This window comes from Rhodothermaceae bacterium, assembly GCA_009838195.1.
Taxonomy (GTDB): domain Bacteria; phylum Bacteroidota; class Rhodothermia; order Rhodothermales; family Bin80; genus Bin80.
The window spans coordinates 20,065-42,986 of the sequence record VXSC01000036.1 but is presented as its reverse complement, the minus strand read 5'-3'; the positions used below and the strand labels follow the sequence as shown (position 1 = coordinate 42,986).

The window sequence follows — 22,922 nt, the reverse complement described above, 5'->3', positions numbered from 1 at the left end:
AGAGGATGGATCGCGCTCTAGACTGTTCCCTCAAATGGGATTTTGCCGGAGTCAACGAGATGGTAATTAATTTATAGAATGCATGTTGATCCCAACTAGGCGGACCCAGTAGCACTGTAGAGTCAAGGAGAGATGCACCAGCGCGTCGTAATCTTTGCATGTTATAGCATTCAGATTGCTGTTGTCGGGAGCGTTGAGGATCCTAGGTAATGACTTCATAAATCGTGCGAGCCTCTTGCAAGATCCCTCGAGTTGTGGATTGTTGTTGTCGTAGAGCACTCAAGGCATCCATTTCGGAGAGTAGGACTGGTTTTGCAAAACTCATGCATCTTTCCGAGGAAAATAAAAGGGGATCTTCTAAGAAATGGATGCAGGGTGCTTCATGCCCTGTATCCGTTCACGCGTCCCAGAGGCGGTGAACTAACTCAGAACGTCCCTCGCCATGCAGCTACCCTATTCCTGGGGGTTGATGATGACGGTGAAGTCAAACTGTATGCTGTAGACAAGATATTATAGCGTGGGATGATTCGGCGGCCAGACCCTATCATATCTTGCGTAAAGTACTGCTGGAATCTTTTTCCAGCAGTAGTTCATGGCACTCGGACAAAATTCCTCAAATAATTCGCGAGTACCATTCTCTGGTCCAAGGGCAGAGAGGATTTCGGTTACGTGCAGTAATCTATCTGGGGGTAGGACCAGAAAACATCGGATCAAGTATACAGTCTCTTTAATTTATAAAAGATGGCTTCAAGGTTGGAAGAGACGAAAAGGCGTCAAAGTGCAGAGAAATTGGAGAAGGTGACGGAATTCACCGGGCTGCTTGAGCAGCCCGAGGGGGCCAGATTTGGAATTGTCGTAAGTCGGTTCAATGAAGTCATTACCAGAAACCTGCTGGAGGGCTGCGTTGCGACGCTCTCTGCACACAAGGTCAAAGACATTGATGTGGTCTGGTGCCCTGGGGCATTCGAATTACCACTTGTGGCTCAGCAGATGATCAACTGTCGCTGCTATAGCGCTATTATTGCCTTGGGAGCGGTCATTCGAGGCGAAACCTATCACTTTGAAGCAATTAGTGATTCGAGTATCGGGGGGTTACAGAGGGTGGCACTCAAGACCGGAGTTCCGATAGCTCTTGGAGTCATTACACCTGAAAACCTTGAGCAGGCAAGAGTGCGCTCAGAGCCTGGTCCAAATCATAAGGGAAGAGAAGCAGGGCTTGCTGCTCTAGAGATGGCTGGCCTGTTGCGAAAATTTTCCCAGAAAATGTCTGCATGAAATCGCTCGAGTGCATTTGGGTGGGGCTTTTTGTGTTTCTATTTGCCCTCCCGGTTTATGCCCAATCTGCACGATCATGGACAGCGCATACTAGCGCACGCGAGGTGACGGGTCTATCGGCAGGGCAGGAGATGGTTTGGGTAGCTTCTACGGGAGGGATTTTCGGCTATGATCTAAGTAGTGGTGAGATAGAGCGGTATACCGCAGCTGAAGGCCTTTATGATGTGAATGCGCAGGCGATCGTATGGGATTCTGCGCGGCAACTTGTCTGGATCGGATACGCAGATGGTGTATTTGATCGCCTGGATATATCATCCGGAGAGGTCACCACTTATTTTGATATTTACCGCAGTGAACGCTTTCCTTCCAAGATCATCAATGCAATGGAAGTATGGGGAGACAGCCTTCTGATTGCAACGGGATTTGGGGTGGTGGTCTTTGATCCGCTCCGTGATGAGGTCCGTGACACGTATAGCAGATTTGGCTCGCTCCCAGCAGCGACCGCTGTCAATGATATTGAAGTGGACACTGTCCCTAGCGGAGAGACTGGAGTATGGGTTGGTACAGACGTAGGCATTGCCTATGCGCCACTTTCAGGAAGAAGCCTCCAGGATCCAAGCAGTTGGACATCCGAAGACGCAATCATTCCAGTCCCGCAGGTCACGAATATTGTGTACCACCACGGACGCCTGTATGTGGGTACGCCTCTTGGCCTGGGAAAGCGAATGCAGGATGGAAGCTATGAACGGGTTGGGTCCAGTGCACGCGCGATCCTGGATTTTGGGATTCTTGATGACCAAGTTCTAGCTGTAACGCGATTTCGACTGCGTGCCTACGATGCGCGAGGGACAGAGACCACTCTCGTAAGCGGGTACGAGGATTTACGTGCAGTATCAACGAACACGACTGGGGATGTGTGGCTTGGAGATGCTGATAGTGGGCTGAATCATTACACAAAAGCAAGCGGAACCCTCTCCTTGGACCTTGTCAGTAATGGTCTTTATCCCGAGGGACCATTTGATTCTCCTTTTGGGGATTTGGTGATCGGTCCAGATGGGAGCCTCTGGGCTGCCGCTCAATTGGGTATCCCCAGATCCGGGTTTTATCGTATGGATTCAAACCAGGAGTGGACGAATTTCACGGGGCGATTTTTCGAAGGATTGCGTGACAGGGGGAGTTATTGGCGCGTACATGTTGACGGCCTAGGAGTAGCATGGGCCGCTTCTCGCGGTGCTGGCCTGGCACAGGTCTCCCCAGAAGATGTGGTTACGACTTATGACCGAATCAACTCGACTCTACTTCCGGCAGCGGGAACGCAGGATTATATCATCGTTGGGGGGATGGCTAGCGAAGAGGATGGAACGCTTTGGGTGACAAATACAACTTCGCCCTACCCATTACATGTACGTGCACCGGATGGGACATGGGCCCGACTGCTACCGCCCAGATGTGAGGGAGCACCCCAAACCAACGCATTGGGGGATATCTTTATCGATTCGAACGGAATTAAGTGGATTATTTTGTTGGACCGGGGGAACCTGAACATTACCCGGGGGCTACTCGTTCTGGATACCAACGATACGCCCGAAGATGCAACGGATGATGCATGTGCCTATTATGCAACTCCCGGGTCCAATGGTACGGGGCTACCGGGTACTCAGATTCACGCACTCGCGGAAGATTTAGCCGGACGGGTCTGGGTTGGTACCAGTGGCGGTCCTGCATATTTTCGAAGTGGCTCTTTTGCCGCAAATGATCCCACTTTGCAAGCAGTATGGCCTGTTTGGGCGGATCGCACATTTGGATCCTATGTATTGAATGGATTGAGTGTCAATGACATCGCGGTTGATCCGTCAAACCGGCTGTGGATGGCGACCCCCGGTGGTATCTATTTGCTTTCGGAGAGCGACGGATTCACGCAGGTTGCGCACTATAGGTCTGATAATTCTCCCTTGTTTTCTGATATGGTGGTCACAATCGCTGTCGAAGGATCCAGTGGTCGTGTCTTTTTGGGGACCGATAAGGGGCTCATCAGTCTACTCAGTGATGCGATTCAGCCTTCGGAACGTACAAGGGATTTGTTTATTTACCCAAACCCAGTCGAGATTATTTCAGACGCAGAACCTCAAATTTATATTGAAGGTCTGGTTGCCGAAACGGAAATATCTGTCATGGCAGTGCACGGAGAACTGGTCCGACGCATGCAGGCACGTGGTGGACGGGGGATTTGGGATGGTCGCGATCAGGATGGCAGACTAGTCCCTTCTGGAATGTACTTGATTGTTGCCATGGGAAAGAATGGTGAAGGTGTGGCATATGGCAAGGTTGCAGTCATTCATTGACGAGATCTTTTATAACCGTGGCTTGTTCAAGCTGGGATTCGCCAAAATGGTGACCGTAGCTCAGGCGGTTAGAGCGCCAGGTTGTGGCCCTGGAGGTCGGGGGTTCAAGTCCCCTCGGTCACCCTCGTAAATATTTGCCGCGTTCGTCTAGGGGTCTAGGACGCCGGCCTTTCACGCCGGTAACACGGGTTCAAATCCCGTACGCGGTACTCGGGCAAGGATAAAGCTTCTAAGTGCTACTGCCAGTGCCATCGGGATAGTTGCAGGCGGAAGAGATTGTGCCCACCAAGGTGCTCCGAATACAAAAACAGCAGCAGCACACGTTGCAGCATACCAGTACACGGTTGTCCAGGATTTTCGGGAGAGGAAAAGCGGGAGGATATGCAGAGGCCAAGCCCACAGAATGTGCAGATTTGGACGGGTGATTTCGTGAAGGGAGACGAACCAGAAAAATGTGATCAGGAGTCCGATTATAGTCACGACTCCCAATAGGAGGGTGTCAAAAACCCGTCTGCGAGGATGAGGAATATCGCGCACAAAGAGAAAGAGTGCCACCAGGAGGATAAGCCATCCTATGATAGTCGGGTAAGACATGGTGCGCCGCGGTTCAGGAGTAACCGGATTCCCAAAGAGTGTATCGGTTTGCACAACCAGTGGTGTCCCAGTACGTGTTTGCGCATTTTCTAGCAAGACTTGCAGGTCGATTGGCAGGAAACTCAGTTGTCGTTGGGTCGCATCCCGGTCTACAGGAATCCCCATTGCAAGATTAATCGCCAGATCCAACCCGGCATGTTCTCGTAGGTATGGTCGAATCAGATTGCGGAATGTGACTTCCGCAGAGGTTGAGTCCGCTATTTCGGTCTGGAGTGCATCTTCCAGAGCATCAAGGATTCGCGTTGCACAATTGTCATAGAGAAAATCGTAACGGTAGACACGGTTCTCTGGTAGTGCATTAGTGGATAAATATTCGTAAAGGGCGCGAGTCTCTTCCGCGGTCATATTTAGCCGCTGCTCGACAACGCCGCGTCCCAGCGAAAGCCAGGAATGCTCAAGCAAGGCGGGAGAGTAGTGCAAAGACAGTCGATAATCCAGCTTTCCATAGGCAAAGCGAAGAATGAAGGATAAAGGATTCCTAAAATCAAAGGTCCCATAGTTGTAGGAGGTATCAATGTTTGTAATCGGATCCTCGATTCGTAGTGCGCTATGCCCCCACAGAGTGTAGATAACATCTCCAGGGTAGGTGGTTAAGATGGATACACGTGCTGAATCCGAAATCTGCGCATTTGTATTGAATCTGACTCCAGCAGAAATCAGAACTGAGAGGATGAACAGTATGAGTCTTGAATGAGTTAACCGCATACCCTTTACAGGTCTATGCACTTAGGCAGAAAGAAGCGCGCGCATATTGTGATTGACGCGCTCTCAGAAGTAATTTCACGCCCAGAGACAGAACTCAGATTCTCAAGTGAGTATGAGCTCATTGTTGCTGTCATTCTCTCTGCACAGTGCATGGATGCGCGTGTTAACCTAGTCACGCCGGACCTGTTCAAAGTATGGCCTACATTCAAAGAACTCGCGGAGGCAACTCCAGAAGAAGTTGCTCGCGTCATTGCATCCATCTCCTATCCGAATAACAAGGCTAAACATTTGGTGGGGATGGCAGCGCAGGTTATGTCTGAGTATAAGGGGAAGCTTCCTGAGGATCAGGCTTCGCTCATGAAGTTGCCGGGAGTTGGCAGGAAGACGGCGCAGGTCGTTTCCTCAGTTGCATTTGGGGATCGGGATGCATTACCCGTGGACACGCATGTATTTCGGGTCACCAACCGGATTGGTCTTGTAGACCAGGCGGAAACACCTCTCAAGGTGGAGTTGGGGCTGAAGCGGGTGATTCCCCGGGATGACTGGGGACGGGCCCACCATCTTTTGATCCTTCACGGAAGGTATACCTGCACTGCCCGAAGCCCCAATTGTTCAGATTGTGTCGTGAAAAGTGCATGTAAATACTACGAAGCTCTTCAAGGGCTCCCCAAGCCAATTAAGGGTTTGGACCCTAGGAAGGGAGACTACTACTGTGCAACCCGGCGTCAATACTTTGATCAGCCCATTTCTAGGCTTGACCGCACCGGAACGGTGCAGTTCGCCTGTCCAAAGTGTAATTCCATGAACGTGTATCTATCCAAAACTGGGCTGACGTTAAAGATTGTTCGAGATTACCGTATTGATTAACCTATTTGCAGAGACGATCAAGATGCCGAAGAAACATATTCTCATTATTCTGGACGGCTATGGTATAGCCGTTGACCCATCTGTGAGTGCGATAGATCAAGCTCGTAAACCATTTTTGGATGATCTGTTTGCGAGGTACCCACATGGTACTCTGGAGGCTTCGGGCAGGGCGGTTGGCTTGCCCCCCGGGCAGATGGGCAATAGCGAGGTGGGACATATGAATTTAGGGGCGGGGAGGATTGTGAATCAGGATATTACACGAATTGATCTGGCAATTGAAGACGGATCAATCTTCGAAAACAAGGTGCTCGTAACCGCTGCACGACATGCCCGAAATACGCGCTTACATCTAATGGGACTGTTTTCTGATGGGGGAGTGCACAGTCACATCAACCATCTCATTGCCCTTTGTGAGTTAGCAAAGCGTGAGGGCCTTTCCCGTGATCAGGTCTGTATACATGCATTTACAGACGGCAGAGATGCAGACCCTCACGGTGGTGCTCACTACGTCCAGCAGTTTGAAGAGCGCGCAGGACATTTGGCACGAATCGTTACAGTGATTGGTCGCTACCATGCGATGGATCGTGATCGGCGGTGGGAGCGCACGCGAAAGGCTTATCAAATGCTTGTACATGGGGAAGGGGAGGTTTGTGAGAGTGCAGCAGCGGCCTTCAAATCGAGCTATACGGTCGGCATTACGGATGAATTTATTGAGCCATACATCGTTGAACCGATACGTATCACCGATGGCGATGCGGTTATTTTCTTCAATTTCAGAGCAGATCGTGGGCGTCAATTGGTCAATGCATTTACCCAAAGCCCAACGAGCGCCGAGTTCGAGGTAGTTCCATTTGAGCGGCTATATTTTTCTACGCTTACTCCATATGATAAGAAGTTTGGGCTGCCGGTGGCATTTGACAAGGTGGATCTTAATCAAACGTTGGGGGAGGTTGTAGCGAGTGCCGGATTACGGCAGTTGAGGGTGGCGGAAACGGAAAAATACCCACACGTCACTTTTTTCTTCAGTGGAGGGCGTGAGGAATTATTCGAAGGGGAGAAGCGTTTGCTGGTCGCGTCTCCGAAGGTACCTACCTACGACCTGCAGCCGGAAATGAGCGCGCCCGAAGTGGCAGATCGTGCAGTCGAAGCATTGAGGAAGGAGGAGTTCCATTTTGTGTGTCTCAATTTTGCCAATCCAGATATGGTTGGACATACAGGCGTATTTGAGGCAGCGGTCAAGGCAGTTGAGGCGGTTAATGAAGCTGTACGTATCGTGGTGGAAGCCGCTCGTGCGGCAGGATACAGTGTCAGTATCATTGCGGACCACGGGAATGCCGACTGTATGCGGAATCAGGATGGATCCCCGAATACGACTCATTCTACTGCGCTCGTGCCACACCTGATTATTAGGGATGGCTTTAAGGGATCGATCCAATCGGGCAAGTTAGGGGATGTTGCTCCCACGATTTTGCGGTTGATGGGGTTAGGAATTCCGCAAACGATGACGGGACGAGTGCTTATTGATACTTGAATATCGCTGCGCAAGGATACAAAGAGATCATAGACGTGCATCACGGTGCGCAACATCTGCACCGCAATCTATAAGTCCGAGATCACCGAACCGAAGGTTGAGTTCAGCTAATGTTCGTGTCGTTTCCTGACAGGGAGTTCGTTAGCATTGCACATGTAGCCCCGCAATTCAGCTCGACCCAACACTGAATCCACTTCCACTACAAATCAGCAAAGGGTATGGCGGTTACATGTTGCCCCAGTGACAATCGTATATCACCTGGATGTACCACATACCCAGGTAGCACAGTTTCTCCTAGATCACGTTGAAAAATCCGAATCGTAGATGCGATCGCAGGACATGGAGTTGCAGACGGTTTTACTTCAATTGGAACAAGGCTGTGGTCCGTATTTACGATAAAATCAATTTCCGAACCACCCACAGTCCGCCAGAAATATATTTGTGGTTGGATTCCCCTGTGAGTTAGCGTTCGAACCGTCTCGGACAGAACAGCAGTCTCGAAAATAGCACCGCCCATCGGACCGGCCGCTGCGTGTGTAGGGTCCTTCAAGCCAACAAGGTGACAGAGTGTGCCCACATCGGAAAAAAATACCTTGGGTGTCTTAACAAATCGTTTGCCAATGTTGGCATGGTACGGTCGCAACATTGTTACTTGATACGTAGCTTCAAGGATGGAAAGCCATGCCTTGATCGTGTTTACTGCAACTCCAAGGTCACGACCTAAGCTGGTCATATTCAGCATTTGACCACTCCTTGCGGCTAATACGCGCAGGAATGACTGGTACTGCGTGAGGTCACCAACCTGGCGCAAGGTACGTACATCTCGCTCAAGGCATGTCTGGATATAGCTTGCATGCCATAATGATAAATCCCGGCTGGGGCCAATTGCCAGCTCTGGGTAGCCACCGCGAAGAAAACTTTTCCAAAGATCTCCAAATCCACCCAAGTTTTTCGAACTCGCAACCTGCACGTGTTCCCAAACGGTGGGTTGCTGGGGATATCCCTCCTCTTCCCGTCTTGATAGAGGGAGGAATCATAGGAGTGCGGCACGCCCGGCCAGTGATTCGGTGACCTTCTCGGCAAGGAGAAGATTCTGAGATCCAGTTAGGAGGAACTGGCCGGCACGATTTCGGTCAGCATCAATGTTTTCCTTGATGTAAGGAAGCAGGTCCGGTATGTATTGCACTTCGTCAATATAGACTGAATCGACGACCCTGACTCTTCGCGTTCATCCAGAAGTGAAGGAGGGACTTCCGGGTCGCTGCTGAGTACGAGCGGAGCAGTCTGCAAACATGATCAAGGTGATATTTCGCCACTACTGTGACCAAGCGGAGGAGTGTATTGCGGAAACTGACAATGGAACAAATGCCGGGTTGGTCGGTTGGGGAGTTGCCACATAGGACAGACTATGAGTGCGAGCAACAACCAACTCGAAAGCCGTCTATGGAAGGCTGCCGACGTGTTGAGAGCCAACTCCAAGCTAAAGGCATCGGAATACTCCATTCCGGTGCTCGGGATGATCTTCTTGCGCTATGCCGAAGTGAAGTTTGCCTTGGCCGAAAAGCAGATTGACGAGCAGGTCAGGAGACGCCGCCGCAGTAAGGACACCAAGGAGCGGTATCAGGCAATGGGCGTACTTTATCTGCCCAAGAAGGCGCGGTTCGGCAACCTGCTCAAGCTGCCTGAGGGGGAAAACATCGGCAAAGCGATTAATGATGCCATGCGGGCTGTCGAGCAAGATAATCCCGACCTCAAGGACGTACTTCCCAAAACCTACAACCGACTGGAGAACTCCAGCCTAGTGGAGCTGCTCAAACTGATGGGCTCAATTCCCATGGACGTCGAAGGTGACGCCTTCGGCAAGATCTATGAATACTTCCTTGGCAAGTTCGCTATGAATGAGGGCCAGAAAGGCGGCGAATTCTACACCCCCACCAGCTTGGTTAAACTGATCGTTGAAATCATCGAACCCTTCCACGGGCGTATCTTCGACCCGGCCTGCGGTTCCGGCGGCATGTTCGTTCAGTCCGCCCGCTTCGTGCAGGAGCATAAGAAGAATGCGGCTGCCGAAATCAGCGTTTACGGGCAGGAGCGGGTGGCTGAAACTGTGCGCCTAGGCAAGATGAACCTCGCGGTGCATGGCCTCGCTGGGGACATCCGTCAGGGCAATACATATTACGAAGACCTGCACTGCTGCCCTGGAAAATTCGACTTTGTGATGGCCAATCCACCCTTCAACGTGGGCCGGGTAGACAAGGAGCGCCTGAAAGACGATCTGCGTTTTCCCTTCGGTATGCCCCTGGTGGACAACGCCAACTACCTGTGGATTCAGAACTTCTACAGTGCTTTGGGTGACACTGGTCGGGCCGGGTTCGTCATGGCCAACTCAGCCTCCGATGCCCGCGCCTCGGAGCTGGAGATCCGCAAAAAACTCATTGAGGTGAGAGCGGTCGATGTGATGGTTGCCGTTGGCTCCAACTTCTTCTACACCGTCACGTTGCCTTGCACCCTCTGGTTCTTGGACCGGGGCAAGCGCGGTACCGGGCGTGAAGATACTGTGTTGTTCATCGATGCTCGCCAAATCTACCGCCAGATCGACCGCGCCCACCGCGACTTCGAGCCGCAGCAGCTCGAGTTTCTCGCCAACATTGTGCGGCTCTACCGGGGCGAAGAGACAGAGAACCGGCACGATAAAGCCGGGATGCTGACCGAGAGATTTCCGGAAGGCGATTATCATGATGTGCCCGGCCTCTGCAAGGTGGCGACCATTGAGGAGATTGAAGCCCAAGGCTGGAGTCTCAACCCTGGCCGCTATGTAGGTGTAGTGGCGCGGGAGGAAGACGACTTCGACTTCTTCGAACGGCTGGAGGAGTTGAACGAGGAGTTGGGGGTGTTGAATAGTGAAGCGCGGGAGTTGGAAGAGCGGATTGCGGAGAATGTAGTCTCATTTTTGGAGGCACAATGATGCAAACCGCACGAATAAATAGCCTTTGCAGTAGAGTTACCAGCGGGGGCACACCATCACGAAAGCACCGGAAATATTATGCTGACAGCAATAATGGCCATTTGTGGGTTAAATCAAAGGAATTACTAGACCGGGCAATAGATGATACTGAAGAGCGGATTTCTGATGAAGGCTTGCAGCGATCATCTGCGAAGTATTTACCTGCCAATACCGCTTTGATGGCTATGTATGGTGCCAACGTAGGCCAGCTTGGATGGCTGAAGTGTCCTGCAACAGTTAATCAGGCTGTTTGTGGAATGGTAGTAGATGGAGAGATAGCTGATCCGAGATACGTGTTTTACGCACTGTTGTATTCTCGTCCTGCCCTCACAGCAAAGGCTCAAGGTGCTGCTCAACAGAATCTTAATCAAGGCTTAATCAAAGAGTTTGAAATTCCTACTCCCCCACTAAAGGCGCAAAAGCAAATCGCCGCCATCCTCTCCGCCTACGACGATCTGATCGAGAACAACTTGCGACGTATCAAGATATCGGAGGAGATGGCGCAGGACCTCTACCGCGAGTGGTTCGTCAAGTTCCGCTTCCCCGGCCATGAGCAGGTGCGCATGGTAGATTCCCCGCTGGGGAAGATTCCGGAGGGGTGGGAGGTGATGTCGGTTAGTGAGGCCGTAGATCTAAACCCCAAACTGAATATTGAGAAGGACAAGGAAAAGTTCTTTGTACCAATGAGTGGTCTTTCCACAGACTCAATGGTGATTACGGAGTTCAAATATCGAACGGGAAACAACGGGGCGAAATTTCAGAACGGGGATACACTGTTTGCGCGGATCACCCCTAGCACTGAACATGGAAAGACCGGCTTCGTTCAGTGTCTAACGTCAGATGATGAGGTGGCATTCGGGTCTACGGAGTACATCGTGATGAGATCCAAGTATCTCAATCCCTACGCCGTATATTTTCTGGCTCGCGAGCTTGACCTGCGAGAACACGCCATTAGAAGCATGACGGGAGCTTCCGGTCGGCAAAGGGTTCAGGTTGGATGTTTCGATAACTTCTTTATTGCAACATCTGCTCAGGATGTATTGGAAAAGTTTGAGCAAGCCGTAGCTCCAAACTTTCGCCTGATTCAGAAACTTTGGGACAAAAACCGAGCTCTCAGCCAAACCCGCGACCTACTCCTTCCCAAACTCATCTCAGGCGAGTTGGACGTTTCGGAACTGGACATCAACATCGAGGAGACGGCATGAGTACCCGGATTCAGGTCAATCCCGATCTTCTTCACTGGGCTCTGCAACGTGCCGGTGTTAGTGCTGATGCACTTGCGGACAAGTTCCCGAAACTGAACGACTGGCTAGGGGGCGTGCTTGCACCCACCTTAAAGCAACTGGAAGCCTTTGCCAACACCACCCATACCGCTATCGGTCTGCTGTTCCTACCGCACCCACCCGAAGAACCTTTGCCGATTCCAGATTTTCGCAAGTTGCCTGGGGGGCAGTTTTCCCGCCCGAGCATCAATCTTCTGGATACCATCTACCTCTGCCAGCAGCGCCAAGCTTGGTACCAGGAATATCAACACCTACATGGCATGGAGCCTGTTGCGTTTATTGGTTCAGCCTCGACGGCAGACGAGGTACCAGAGGCAGCAGCCCGGATCGCCCAAGCCATTGGTTTTGACCTTATCGAGCGACAGCAGTCGCCGAATTGGTCCGAAGCCATGCGCCGTTTTATCTCTCAGATCGAACAGACCGGAATATTGGTAATGGTCAGTGGTGTGGTGGGTAGTAATACTCATCGCCCCTTGAATGTGGAGGAGTTTCGTGGTTTTGCTCTGGCTGATCCCTTTGCGCCGCTGATCTTCATCAACGGCAAGGATTCCAAGGCGGCGCAGATGTTCACTCTGGCACATGAGCTGGCCCATCTTTGGCTGGGTGAGAGTGGCGTATCGGATACCCAGGCCGCAACTCAGCACGATGAGCAAATTGAGTGCTGGTGCAACGCGGTGGCGGCGGAATTGCTGGTTCCGCTCAAACAGTTGCGTCCCGTTTACGATCCAGAAAATGAGCTGAATGAAGAGATGCAACGTCTCGCCCGACGATTCAAGGTCAGTACGCTAGTTATCGTCCGCCGTTTGTTTGATCTAGGGGTGATTGACCAGGAGGTGCTTTGGGTAACCTATCGCGCTGAGCTTGAACAAGTCAGGGCGCTGGGTTCCCGGGAGGGAAGTGGTGGTGATTTCTACAACACACTGTCCGCTAGGACCGGAAAGCGGTTTATAAGGGCGCTTGTAGCCAGCACTCTGGAGGGGCAAACCCAGTTTACCGATGCGTTCAGGATGCTGGGCATCAAAAAAACCGCCACCTTTTACGAAAAGGCACGACGTTTGGGATTGCACGGATGAAATATTTGCTGGATGCCAATGTCTTTATGGCGGCAAACAATCTTCACTATGGACTAGATTTCTGTCCCGCATTTTGGGGGTGGCTGATTATGAGTAATGCGCAGCAGAAGGTGTTCAGTATTGAGAAAGTAGGAGATGAAATCTCAGCAGGTGACGATGCTTTGACCGATTGGGCTGAAGGACCAGGTAAACGTCTGTTTCTCAAACCAGACCCAGAAGACCTGAGGGATATGACTCAGGTCAGTAAGTGGGTGATTGAGAACGGCTATACCCCCACGGCAGTGAACAACTTCTTGCAGGTGGCGGACTATTGGCTGGTATCCCATGCATTAACGCACGGTTTCGTAGTGGTCACCCACGAGAAACCCGCGGATACACCCAATAAGGTAAAAATTCCCAATGTTTGCGTCGGGCTGGGCATAAAGGTGATGACGCCATTCGAAATGCTGCGCCGTGAAAAGGCGTGTTTTGTCTTGAAGACTGAGATATGAATGGCCACCTGAAAGCAAAAGGCCAACGCAGAACCTCGGCCCAACTCCTTCTTCAATAGATGGATGAGATGTGCGCAGTATCGGAAATAGGGCATGAAAGGTCAAATATTTCTAATGGCAGTGAGGCTTGAGTCAGGGGTTTATGGTTAGAAATGTGAACAAAAACAAAGAGATAATGCCTTACAGTTTGGCGTTTGTCGTCGTGAAGATGAAACGGGGATAGAAGGAAAACTGATGTCCGACTACTCCGAAGATACGCTGGTCGAACAACCTGCCATCGCACTGTTCGCGGAGATGGGATGGGAGACGGTCTACGGATACCATGAGTTCAACCAAACGGACGGCAACCCCTTGGGGCGGGAAGCGCAATCCGAGGTGGTGCTTGAGGGGCGGTTGCGATCTGTACTGGAGCGCCTGAACCCCGATCTACCAGCGGACGCTTTCGACCAAGCCATGGAGGAATTGATTCGCGACCGCGGCGCTATGGCCCCGGCGCAAGCCAACCGCGAAGTCTATCTGCTGCTGAAGAACGGCGTGCGGGTGAAGATCCGCACTCCTGATGGTGAGGGCGAGACGGTGGAGTCAGTCAGGCTGATCGACTGGAAGGCACCAGCTAACAACGATTTTCTGCTGGTCAGTCAGTTTTGGGTAACCGGGGAGATGTACACCCGGCGGGCCGACTTGGTGGGCTTCATCAACGGCATTCCACTGGTGTTCATCGAACTAAAGGCGACCCATGCCCGGCTGGAAAAGGCCTACACCGAAAATCTTAGTGACTACAAGTGCACGATTCCGCAGCTCTTTTGGTACAACGCCCTGATCGTACTCTCAAACGGCAGCCGCAGTCGTATCGGCAGCATAACAGCAAGCTGGGAGCACTTCACCGAGTGGAAGAAGATCAATAACGAGGGCGAGGAGGGGGTGGTTTCGCTGGAGACCATGATCCGAGGCACCTGCGATAAGGCACGGCTACTCGACCTGGTTGAGAACTTCACCCTGTTCATGAAGGCACAAGGCGGATGGATCAAACTACTGGGCAAGAATCACCAGTACCTAGGGGTGAATAACGTAATCGACGCGCTGCGGCGCATTGAGAGCCGTGCTGGCAGGCTGGGTGTGTTCTGGCACACCCAAGGAAGCGGCAAGAGCGTGTCAATGATCTGTTTCGCACAGAAGGTACTTCGCAAGATCCCCGGTAACTGGACCTTCGTCATTATCACTGACAGACAGGAGCTGGATCACCAGATCTACAAGAACTTCGCGGCGAGCGGGGCGGTGACCGAGGAGGAGGCACAAGCCACTTCAGGCCGCCATCTGCGACAGCTTTTGATGGAAAATCACCGCTACGTTTTCACACTGATCCACAAGTTTCGCACTGAACGGGGCGAGAAGCATCCAGTGTTATCGGAGCGTTCCGACATCATCGTAATTACCGACGAGGCGCATCGCAGCCAATACGACACTCTGGCACTGAATATGCGTACTGCCTTGCCCAATGCCTCATTCATCGCTTTCACCGGTACGCCGCTGATCATCGGTGAAGAAAAGACGCGGGAGGTCTTCGGCGACTATGTGAGCGTGTACAACTTCCGCCAATCAATGGAGGACGGCGCGACCGTCCCGCTGTATTACGAAAACCGCATCCCCGAATTGCAGCTCATCAACGAGAATCTTAACGAGGACATGGAGCGCCTGCTGGAAGATGCGGAACTGGACGCGGCCCAGGAGAAGAAGCTGGAGCGGGAGTTCACTCGTCAGTATCACCTGATCACGCGGGAGGAGCGGTTGGAGACCATTGCCGAAGACTTGGTGAGCCACTTCACCGGGCGTGGGTTCCCAGGCAAGGCGATGGTGATCAGCATCGACAAGGCCACGGCAGTGCGCATGTACGACAAGGTGCAAGTGCACTGGAAAGCGGAGATGTTGCGTCTGATGGACAAGATGGCCGAGGAGGTAGATGACGAGAAGCGTCAAGCCATCAGGGAGCGGATTCAATTCATGGAATCCAGCGATATGGCAGTGGTGGTCTCCTCGTCACAGAACGAGATTGAGGAGATGAAAGCCAAGGGACTGGACATCGCGCCGCACCGCAAGCGCATGGTCAGCGAAGACCTGGAAACCAAGTTCAAGGATCCAGACGATCCCTTTAGGATTGTTTTCGTTTGCGCCATGTGGCTGACCGGCTTTGATGCGCCTTCCTGCTCCACGCTCTACCTTGACAAACCAATGCGCAATCACACTTTAATGCAGACGATCGCAAGGGCCAACCGGGTGTTCAAGGAAAAGGTCAACGGTCTTATCGTCGATTATGTCGGGGTGTTCCGCAATCTGGAAAAGGCACTGGAGATTTATGGGACTGGGAGTAGTGCTGGTGAAGATTCTCCGGTCAAGGACAAGGCGGCACTTGTTGCCTTGTTACGGCAGTCAATTGTCGAGATGGAGGAGTTCTGTTCCAGAATGGGCGTTAATCTGGATGCCATTGAGGCAACCAGCGATTTCGAGAAGATCAAGCTGCTCGATGATGCAAGGGAGGCCCTGATTGCCAATGACGACAGCAAAAAACGGTACTTGACGCAAGCTGCAATGGTCGGGAGGCTCTACAAGGCCATACTGCCCGACAGCGAAGCCAAGTCTTCCGCCGCACGGTACCAGCTATTCGACGTGCTGGCGAAGAAGATCCGGGCACTTACCCCACCGACAGACATCTCCGAGGTAGTGGGCCAAGTAGAGGAACTGCTGAATGAGTCCATTGATGCCGAAGGATATGTTGTACGAACAACGCCGCCGGTCTTCGGGGCCGCGAATGATGTTGAGGAGCATTGGGTCGATCTCGCGCAGATGGATTTCGAGGCATTGAAGGAGCGATTCGCCAAAGGCAAGAAGCGCACGGAGATGGAAATACTCAGGGGCCAAGTGAACAGCAAACTGAAGCAGATGTTGCGCCTCAACCGCACCCGTATTGATTATCAGGAACGCTTCCAGAAGATGATCGATGAATACAATGCCGGAAGCGTGAATATCGACGAGTATTTCCAGCAACTGCTGGCTTTCGCTAAAAGCCTTAACGATGAGGAGAAGCGAAGTGTCGCGGAGCAACTATCGGAAGAAGAGCTGGTGGTGTTCGATATCCTGACCAAGCCTCGGATTGATCTTTCCAACAAAGAAACCAAGCAGGTGAAGAAAGCGGCTAGGGGCCTGTTGCAGGCGTTGAAACGTGAACAGCTAGTTCTGGACTGGCGCAAGTTCCAACAGTCCCGGGCTGCAGTGAAAATCCACATCGAGGATGTGCTGGAAGAGGGATTGCCGGAGAGTGTCTCGCCGAGGCTGTTTCAGCAAAAGGTCGAGGCCGTGTACCAGCACGTCTATGATTCTTACTACGGCGGTGGTAGAGGAGTGTATGCGGCTGCGGCTTGATCGTTAGGACCGGGGTGTCTTCGAATTCTCAAATCGAGTCAGTGCTGAATTTCTGAGTGCTGTGGTTTGGTAGAGAGCAGAAGATCGAAATCAGATTTGTAGAACTTCTTCATAGATACCCCTCATTTCCGTATCAAAGCAAGTGAAGATCACTTCACTCACAAAACTTGACGGGGCCGCACGGATTTCCTCGACCGAGATACGCGTGGTGTTCCGCTTGGGTTATCGGAAAATGCCCGCGCTTATGGCTGGGAAAGCGAAACTTTTGAATCCGTATTCTGCTGCCAGTCTAATGGAATTTCTGTAACAGGCCCGGAGAAGGTCTGCTTCGCCCTTCCCGCCTCCGCGCCAGACCGCTCCGACCGTGTGAATGATGTGCTTGGTTGGAGGACTGTAGCCGCGAGTGACCACGGCTCTGCGGGTTGGGCAGTGACCAAAAGTTCGGCATTCAGCCAGCAATTTCGGTCTGGCGGTTTAATGGATGGCCCCATCCACGCCAAGTAGCGACTAGCCTGAATTTCCGTGTGCCACGTAAACAAGAATGGAGATAAGTGATGACTTAGCCAACACTATACTGTAACTGTATGAGGGATGGAGGTAGGTACTCCACAATCGCCGTACAGGCGGGGGTTGTAAACCACCCACAGCTGCGACATTCAAGCGGTGTCGTGGTGAGCGAGTCGGGAAAGGTAGGTGTAGGAATCTATAATGTATCCGTACTGCATGAGTGGATATTATGCATTCTGAATGCACAATATTCACTAAATCGCATTTTTGTGTTTCCATAGAGCCGTTCCATGATCTGGTCCGGGTGTTCGTTCAATCAGTCCAGCATTGGTAGAGCGCATTCGGGCGTGATAGATCCAGGTTCAGGTGGTCCGGCCAACAGGGATTTCTAGACGTACACTTTGGTATCGTAATACGTATCTTCTTGGCGAATGTAATTCATAGATCTGCTACGGGGAGGAATTCTCATGCTACGAGTTGTCACCATTATCGTGTTAGGGGTGTTGATATTGGCCGGTGCTGCCGTACTGGGTTTCTATGCCTACTACGGCATAGCGGCCAATAACGCCAAAGCAAGTCTCGGGGGGGAAGCTCTCATTTTGGAGGCCAACGGTATTCAATATCGGGATTTGAACAAGAATGGTGTGATGGACCAATACGAAAATCCTGATGCGCCTGTGATGGAGCGGGTTCAGGATGTGTTATCGCAAATGAGTCTTGAGGAGAAAGCGGGGATGATGTTTATCAATATGATAGGCACGCTACCTGATGGCTCTCTGCAGGAGCGACCGCTGCCGAGCAATCCTTTCACATTCATGATTCCCACCAATTCCGAGATGATTGTGCGGCGCCACATGAATCACTTCAACATTATGCAGAGTCATGATCCTGCTGCTATGGCAGCCTGGTACAATAGCGTACAGAATCTTGCAGAACGTACGCGTCTGGGTATTCCGATCACTATTGCCTCAGATCCGAGACATGGCTTTCCGAGTAGCGAGGCTGCATCGATGTTTGCCGGTGATTTTTCCGCTTGGCCAGAACCCATTGGCTTGGCTGCGACGCGTGATACACTTCTCGTCGAGGAGTTTGGCAATATTGCACGACAAGAATATCTGGCAGTGGGTATCAGGCTCGCACTTCATCCCATGTTAGATCTGGCAACTGAACCGCGTTGGTCACGTGTTTATGGTACTTTTGGTGAGGATGCGGATCTGTCAGCCAGTATGGGGCGTGCATACATTCGCGGGTTGCAGGGTGACACAGTCGGCACTGAAAGTGTCGCAACGATGTCCAAGCATTTTCCCGGTGGCGGGCCGCAGGATGACGGATGGGAGGCGCATTTTTCCTATGGTAAGGATCAGGTCTATCCAGGCGACAAGTTTGACATGCATGTGTCGCCGTTCGTGAAGGGTGCTATGGCGGCGAACACTGCGCAAATCATGGTGAGTTACGCCGTAGGTGTGGGCATCACCGAAGATGGTGTCGGATTTGCCTTTAGCCCTTCCATTGTCACCGGACTGCTGCGCAAGGAACTTGGATTTGAAGGCGTTATCAGTACGGATTGGGCTGTCCTAAGTAGTAAGCGCTTGCTAGGTTTTACCATGTTGGAATCTCCGGGATGGGGAGTTGAAGATTTGGCTCCTATTGATCGGGTAGAGATAGCACTGGCAGCTGGAGTTGATATATTCGGAGGAGAATCCAATCCAGAGTGGATTGTTGAGCTGGTAAACTCAGGCAGGGTTCAGGAGGCACGCTTGGACAGCTCCGTGAGCCGGCTGCTCAGGGATAAGTTCCTGCTTGGACTGTTTGATGATCCATACGTTGACGAAAGCGCGGCGGATAGAATCGTGGGATCTGCCCCCTTTATGGAGGCGGGCCGAATTGCCCAACGGAAGTCTATTGTACTTTTGAAGAATGGAGAAGAAGACGGCCGTTCCGTATTGCCTCTCGGGCCTGATGAGCGGATATTTGTGCAGAATGTAGACAGCAGTTTGGCATCTCGCTATGCAACGGTGGTTAGCAATCCTACTGAGGCCACTGTGGCGCTCCTTAGAGTTCATGCGCCCTATGAACCTCCGCGCGGTGGAGGCATATTGGAGGGGTTATTTCACCAAGGTGATCTGGATTTTAAGGGGGCGGAGTTGGACTCGATTTTATCGGTTACCCAATCCCTTCCGACAATCGTTGATATTTACCTTGACCGTCCTGCCGTCATTCCAGAGATAGCGGAAAGTGCTGTGGCAGTATTGGCCAATTTTGGAGCATCGGATGAAGTGATCCTGGATGCGGTTTTCGGGCGGTTTGATCCTTCGGGGCGTTTACCGTTTGAATTGCCATCGTCTATGGACGCTGTTCGTGCACAGTTGGAGGATGTGCCCTATGACAGTGAAGATCCCCTCTTTCCGTTTGGATTCGGTCTGAGCTACTCCCGAACGGATACATCTAGCTCAACACAAATCGCGGAATTACCGGAGTGACTCAATTTGATTAACTTTGCGAGTTACTTGCAGGAATTGTATTACATGCCATGGAGTTGAAAAACGATCTAGAAGACCTGGGTATTCTTTATAGAAAATACGAAAACAAAAGCATCTCAGAAGCTAAGACTGAAGCTTGGTTCATTCGTCCTTTTTTAAAATCACTGGGGTACGACTCGAGCAATCCCGAACTGGTAGATCCCCAATATCCAGCCGATCCCAAGGACATTAAGCCAGGAAAAGTTGACTACGCCCTGCTCCGAAATGGAAGCCCAATTATTTTTGTTGAAGCGAAGAAGTTGCACGAATCCCTAGACCATCATGTGACCATCAATCAAATCAAAGGGTATTTTCATTTCGTACGGGAAGTGGATTTTGTGATATTGACAAATGGGAATGAATACCGTTTTTTTACGGATATGGATCATGAAAACATGCTTGACGAAGAACCATTTCTTGTATTCAGACTAAGTGAATTAGACCAAGAAACGCTAGAATATTTAGAGCAGTTTTCACGTAGGAATTTCGACTCAACGAAACTCCGGGCACTAGCCTACAAGCTCTCTCATGGAGACAAGATCTACGCTTTCCTCAAGGAACAATTGTTGTCTCCAAGTGACGAATTTGCTGGCTCAGTATCAAAGATGCTTTTTGGTACAACGAAGCGTAAAATCCGAGATCACGTCAAAAAAAGCCTTCCAGATGCATTTTCGAGACTGATAAACGCGAAAATACAGACTCCCATTATGGTCACGCCCGGTGAGGAGCAAGATCCAGTCGAAACAAGAGACCCCAACAGTACTGAACATCCGATTATAGCCGAGCAAAGTAAAGAACAAGATCCATTCAAAATAGAAACCAAGTTTACAAAACTTGACTACTTTCGATTTCAAGATGAAATTGTTTCCGGTACCTGGACAGACATGTTTGTCTACATACTCAGTGCCCTCTGCCAGCGGGATCGTTCAAGACTAATATCTTCATTTGCAGCAAAGAAAACTACCATAGTCGCACGTGATCCAAAATTGATCAAGCGTAACTGCATATCAATAGGCAATGGTCTCTTCACTACGACGAATAATGGTACTCGGGAGAAGATTAGATATTTAAGGACTGCTCTCACATCTTTCGACATGAGAGACACTTTACGAGTCAAATTAAAAGAGAAATAAGAACGTTAACCCAGATCCAATAGGTTCTCATCTTCCGATTCTATTTTTTGGGTTTTTCGTTGCAGACACCAGCTTCAATGATGACTCAGATATGCCAAATTACGTGTGGTAGCTAAGAATCTATATCGCTATGGATACAAGTTCTACGTATCTCCTCCATGATTGGGGCTATGAGTTAATCTGGCTGAGCTAGGGGGACATGTCAGTCATAACCTTCGATGTCCAAAGGCAGGCGGGCTATGGGAGTTCCCTGCAATTGAGCTGCCTCCTCAATTAAACGGGCCTCCGTACGAAGTTGCGTCTCAATTGGTGACTCCATAAAGGATTGGATTCGTGCCAAGAAGAGTTCCAGGTATTGATCCATCAAGGTCTCGGGAACGGGCAATTGTTTGATTCGATAGGCACCTTCTTCTAGGTTTGCCATCTCAGCGGCGAGAGCGATCGCATCATCAAGGTTCCCAAGTTTGTCAATCAGTCCAGCTTCCAAGGCAGCCTCTCCAGTCCATATCCGGCCTTGGGCCACTTCATGAACAGCTTCAATCGACATGTCTCGATTCTCGGAAACACGTTCAAGAAAAGTAGAGTAAGTTTCGTTCAGAGAGCGCTCAAACAGTGCACGCTCGGAAGGACGAAGGGGGCGCATCCCAGAAAACATATCTGCGTAGTCGCTGGTGGCTACATGGTCTGAGGTAATACCTAGTTTGGTTTCGAGCATCTGACCAATACTGAAGTGCATGCCGTAGACGCCGATGGAACCAGTCACTGTGTGAGGAGAAGCCACAATCGTGTCTCCCGCCGTTGCGAGCCAGTAGCCACCGGATGCAGCGAGGTCTCCCATGGAAATAATGACCGGTTTTTTCTTTGTCGTTTCCTTGACTGCCTGCCACATGGATTCACTGGCAGTGGCACTGCCGCCGGGTGAGTCGATCCGCAGTACGACCGCCTTGACATCATCATCCTCTCGGAAATCTTTCATGTCCCTCTGGAAACTGACGGCCCCCAGGATTCCATTTAGATCACTACTGCTCCCACTCATGATGGTGCCGGAGGCATGTATGATCCCAATTGTGCTGTCATGGCTGGACGATGATCTGGGCATTGAGGGAGCATAGCGGGATAAACTGCTGGTTTTCAGCCTGCCCTCTATACCAGTCAATTCACCGATACGCGACTCCACCTCTTCACTTTGCAGTAATCCATCAAGGAGCCCAGCCGCATGTGCATCTTCGGTAGTCAGGAGTTCTCCCGCTCCCATAAGGTTTGCAACCTCCTCAGTACTCAGATCCCGCGCCTGAGCGATTGTACGGGTCATGAGTTCGTTCCAGTTCTCAAGCACGGCAGTTAACTGTGTCCGGTTTTCGCTTGACAGGTTTTCGCGAGTGTAGGGCTCAATGCCTCCTTTATAGCTTCCAACCCGCAAGACCGTTGGTTCGATATTCAGTTTATTAAGGAGCCCTTTATAAAAGGATACACCCAAGTAGAAGCCATTGAATTCAAAGAAGGCTCTCGGCGAAGCATAGATACTGTCTGCAACAGATGCGAGGAAGTAGTCCGATTCACGCATCGCAAAATCCCCGGATGCAGATGCCACAATTGGTTTGCCACTTTCCTTGAATTCAAGCAAAGATTGTCTGATTTCCAGGAGTGTTGGCCATCCTGCAATGGCCCCCTGTGGTTTCAGCCACACCGCTTCAATACGCTCATCGGTTGCAGCACTCTCGAGAGCCGTCCTGATTTGGTTCAGGCTCTGGGGTTGTGGCATGTCGAAGAGGTCATAGATCGGGTCTGCTGTCCCGGATTCTTGAATAGGGCCTGATAGTTGTAATACCAGCACAGATTCTGATGAAATAGGGGCTTCGCTGGTGGAAACTGCTGATGCAATGATTCCTGCCATGATCAGGCTACCAAGAAAAATCAGCACACCAACTGCGATGAGTGAGCCAAGAACGCTGGCAATAAGGGTCGAAAAGAAACGCATCGGATTTGAGTAAGTAGAGTACAAGGTACGCAGTAAGCGACATGCGGTTGCGTCATACGGAGACCGTACATGAATCGGGCGGCATCCAGCGGGCTTCATCGGACATAATGACAGTCTTTATCAGGCTGGTTTGTACTTTGTTGGTG

General features: G+C 51.1%; 13 protein-coding genes, 2 tRNA genes and 2 pseudogenes. 13 read left to right on the top strand and 4 right to left on the bottom strand.

The window, feature by feature from the left end; genetic code table 11:
* The first annotated feature begins 741 nt into the window (after positions 1-741).
* The 4 genes from F4Y64_07985 (at position 742) to F4Y64_07970 (ending at position 3,826) form a co-directional block, all read left to right on the top strand.
* Positions 742-1,275, top strand: coding sequence for a 6,7-dimethyl-8-ribityllumazine synthase (locus F4Y64_07985; protein ID MXX97533.1), 534 nt, complete (start codon positions 742-744; stop codon positions 1,273-1,275).
* On the top strand, positions 1,272-3,617 hold the full coding sequence (locus F4Y64_07980; GenBank protein MXX97532.1) for a regulator: 2,346 nt from the start codon (positions 1,272-1,274) through the stop codon (positions 3,615-3,617). The genes F4Y64_07985 and F4Y64_07980 overlap by 4 nt, the downstream gene beginning before the upstream one ends.
* A gap of 49 nt (positions 3,618-3,666) precedes the next feature.
* A tRNA-His gene (locus F4Y64_07975) sits at positions 3,667-3,740 on the top strand.
* 13 nt (positions 3,741-3,753) lie between these two features.
* Positions 3,754-3,826 (top strand) — tRNA-Glu (locus F4Y64_07970).
* Here the strand turns inward: F4Y64_07970 and F4Y64_07965 are convergent.
* A complete protein-coding gene (locus tag F4Y64_07965) occupies positions 3,789-4,976 on the bottom strand; it encodes a DUF4105 domain-containing protein (protein ID MXX97531.1) in 1,188 nt (395 codons plus the stop codon). The genes F4Y64_07970 and F4Y64_07965 overlap by 38 nt on opposite strands.
* 15 nt (positions 4,977-4,991) lie before the next feature.
* Between F4Y64_07965 and nth the strand changes: the two genes are divergently transcribed.
* Both nth and F4Y64_07955 read left to right on the top strand, forming a co-directional pair.
* Complete coding sequence (gene nth, locus F4Y64_07960; protein MXX97530.1) at positions 4,992-5,843, top strand: endonuclease III; 852 nt, start codon at positions 4,992-4,994, stop codon at positions 5,841-5,843.
* A 16-nt stretch (positions 5,844-5,859) separates the two neighbouring features.
* Positions 5,860-7,374 carry a 2,3-bisphosphoglycerate-independent phosphoglycerate mutase gene (locus F4Y64_07955; protein ID MXX97529.1) on the top strand — a complete coding sequence of 505 codons (1,515 nt, stop codon included), beginning with the start codon at positions 5,860-5,862 and terminating at the stop codon, positions 7,372-7,374.
* Positions 7,375-7,573: 199 nt separating this feature from the next.
* Here the strand turns inward: F4Y64_07955 and F4Y64_07950 are convergent.
* Positions 7,574-8,569, bottom strand: a pseudogene (locus F4Y64_07950) (ATP-binding protein).
* A gap of 213 nt (positions 8,570-8,782) precedes the next feature.
* Here F4Y64_07950 and F4Y64_07945 point away from each other — a divergent pair.
* The 5 genes from F4Y64_07945 (at position 8,783) to F4Y64_07925 (ending at position 16,639) form a co-directional block, all read left to right on the top strand.
* Complete coding sequence (locus F4Y64_07945; protein ID MXX97528.1) at positions 8,783-10,339, top strand: SAM-dependent DNA methyltransferase; 1,557 nt, start codon at positions 8,783-8,785, stop codon at positions 10,337-10,339.
* Complete coding sequence (locus F4Y64_07940) at positions 10,336-11,583, top strand: restriction endonuclease subunit S (protein MXX97527.1); 1,248 nt, start codon at positions 10,336-10,338, stop codon at positions 11,581-11,583. The genes F4Y64_07945 and F4Y64_07940 overlap by 4 nt, the downstream gene beginning before the upstream one ends.
* Positions 11,580-12,734 carry an ImmA/IrrE family metallo-endopeptidase gene (locus F4Y64_07935; GenBank protein MXX97526.1) on the top strand — a complete coding sequence of 385 codons (1,155 nt, stop codon included), beginning with the start codon at positions 11,580-11,582 and terminating at the stop codon, positions 12,732-12,734. The genes F4Y64_07940 and F4Y64_07935 overlap by 4 nt, the downstream gene beginning before the upstream one ends.
* Positions 12,731-13,225 carry a DUF4411 family protein gene (locus F4Y64_07930; GenBank protein ID MXX97525.1) on the top strand — a complete coding sequence of 165 codons (495 nt, stop codon included), beginning with the start codon at positions 12,731-12,733 and terminating at the stop codon, positions 13,223-13,225. Before F4Y64_07935 ends, F4Y64_07930 begins: the two co-directional genes overlap by 4 nt.
* Positions 13,226-13,459: 234 nt before the next feature.
* Positions 13,460-16,639 (top strand): type I restriction endonuclease subunit R, encoded by a 3,180-nt coding sequence (locus tag F4Y64_07925; protein ID MXX97524.1) that lies wholly within the window; start codon positions 13,460-13,462, stop codon positions 16,637-16,639.
* 222 nt (positions 16,640-16,861) lie between these two features.
* On the opposite strand, the pseudogene F4Y64_07920 reads toward F4Y64_07925, so the two are convergent.
* Positions 16,862-17,425: pseudogene (locus F4Y64_07920) on the bottom strand (hypothetical protein).
* A 188-nt stretch (positions 17,426-17,613) separates the two neighbouring features.
* On the opposite strand from F4Y64_07920, the gene F4Y64_07915 reads away from it, so the two are divergent.
* A complete protein-coding gene (locus F4Y64_07915; protein MXX97523.1) occupies positions 17,614-19,626 on the top strand; it encodes a glycoside hydrolase family 3 protein in 2,013 nt (670 codons plus the stop codon).
* Between the two features lie 50 nt (positions 19,627-19,676).
* Positions 19,677-20,798: a hypothetical protein gene (locus tag F4Y64_07910; GenBank protein ID MXX97522.1), complete on the top strand. Its 1,122-nt coding sequence runs from the start codon at positions 19,677-19,679 to the stop codon at positions 20,796-20,798.
* A 202-nt stretch (positions 20,799-21,000) separates the two neighbouring features.
* Here F4Y64_07910 and sppA read toward each other — a convergent pair whose 3' ends face one another.
* On the bottom strand, positions 21,001-22,875 hold the full coding sequence (sppA, locus tag F4Y64_07905; protein MXX97521.1) for a signal peptide peptidase SppA: 1,875 nt from the start codon (positions 22,873-22,875) through the stop codon (positions 21,001-21,003).
* Between the last annotated feature and the right edge of the window lie 47 nt (positions 22,876-22,922).

Excerpts from the sequence above, each read along its gene's own strand:
- F4Y64_07985 (MXX97533.1), top strand. The coding sequence starts at position 742 with ATGGCTTCAAGGTTGGAAGAGACGAAAAGGCGTCAAAGTGCAGAGAAA.
- F4Y64_07980 (MXX97532.1), top strand. The coding sequence starts at position 1,272 with ATGAAATCGCTCGAGTGCATTTGGGTGGGGCTTTTTGTGTTTCTATTT.
- F4Y64_07965 (MXX97531.1), bottom strand. The coding sequence starts at position 4,976 with ATGCGGTTAACTCATTCAAGACTCATACTGTTCATCCTCTCAGTTCTG.
- nth (MXX97530.1), top strand. The coding sequence starts at position 4,992 with ATGCACTTAGGCAGAAAGAAGCGCGCGCATATTGTGATTGACGCGCTC.
- F4Y64_07945 (MXX97528.1), top strand. The coding sequence starts at position 8,783 with ATGAGTGCGAGCAACAACCAACTCGAAAGCCGTCTATGGAAGGCTGCC.
- F4Y64_07940 (MXX97527.1), top strand. The coding sequence starts at position 10,336 with ATGATGCAAACCGCACGAATAAATAGCCTTTGCAGTAGAGTTACCAGC.
- F4Y64_07935 (MXX97526.1), top strand. The coding sequence starts at position 11,580 with ATGAGTACCCGGATTCAGGTCAATCCCGATCTTCTTCACTGGGCTCTG.
- F4Y64_07930 (MXX97525.1), top strand. The coding sequence starts at position 12,731 with ATGAAATATTTGCTGGATGCCAATGTCTTTATGGCGGCAAACAATCTT.
- F4Y64_07925 (MXX97524.1), top strand. The coding sequence starts at position 13,460 with ATGTCCGACTACTCCGAAGATACGCTGGTCGAACAACCTGCCATCGCA.
- F4Y64_07915 (MXX97523.1), top strand. The coding sequence starts at position 17,614 with ATGCTACGAGTTGTCACCATTATCGTGTTAGGGGTGTTGATATTGGCC.
- F4Y64_07910 (MXX97522.1), top strand. The coding sequence starts at position 19,677 with ATGGAGTTGAAAAACGATCTAGAAGACCTGGGTATTCTTTATAGAAAA.
- sppA (MXX97521.1), bottom strand. The coding sequence starts at position 22,875 with ATGAAGCCCGCTGGATGCCGCCCGATTCATGTACGGTCTCCGTATGAC.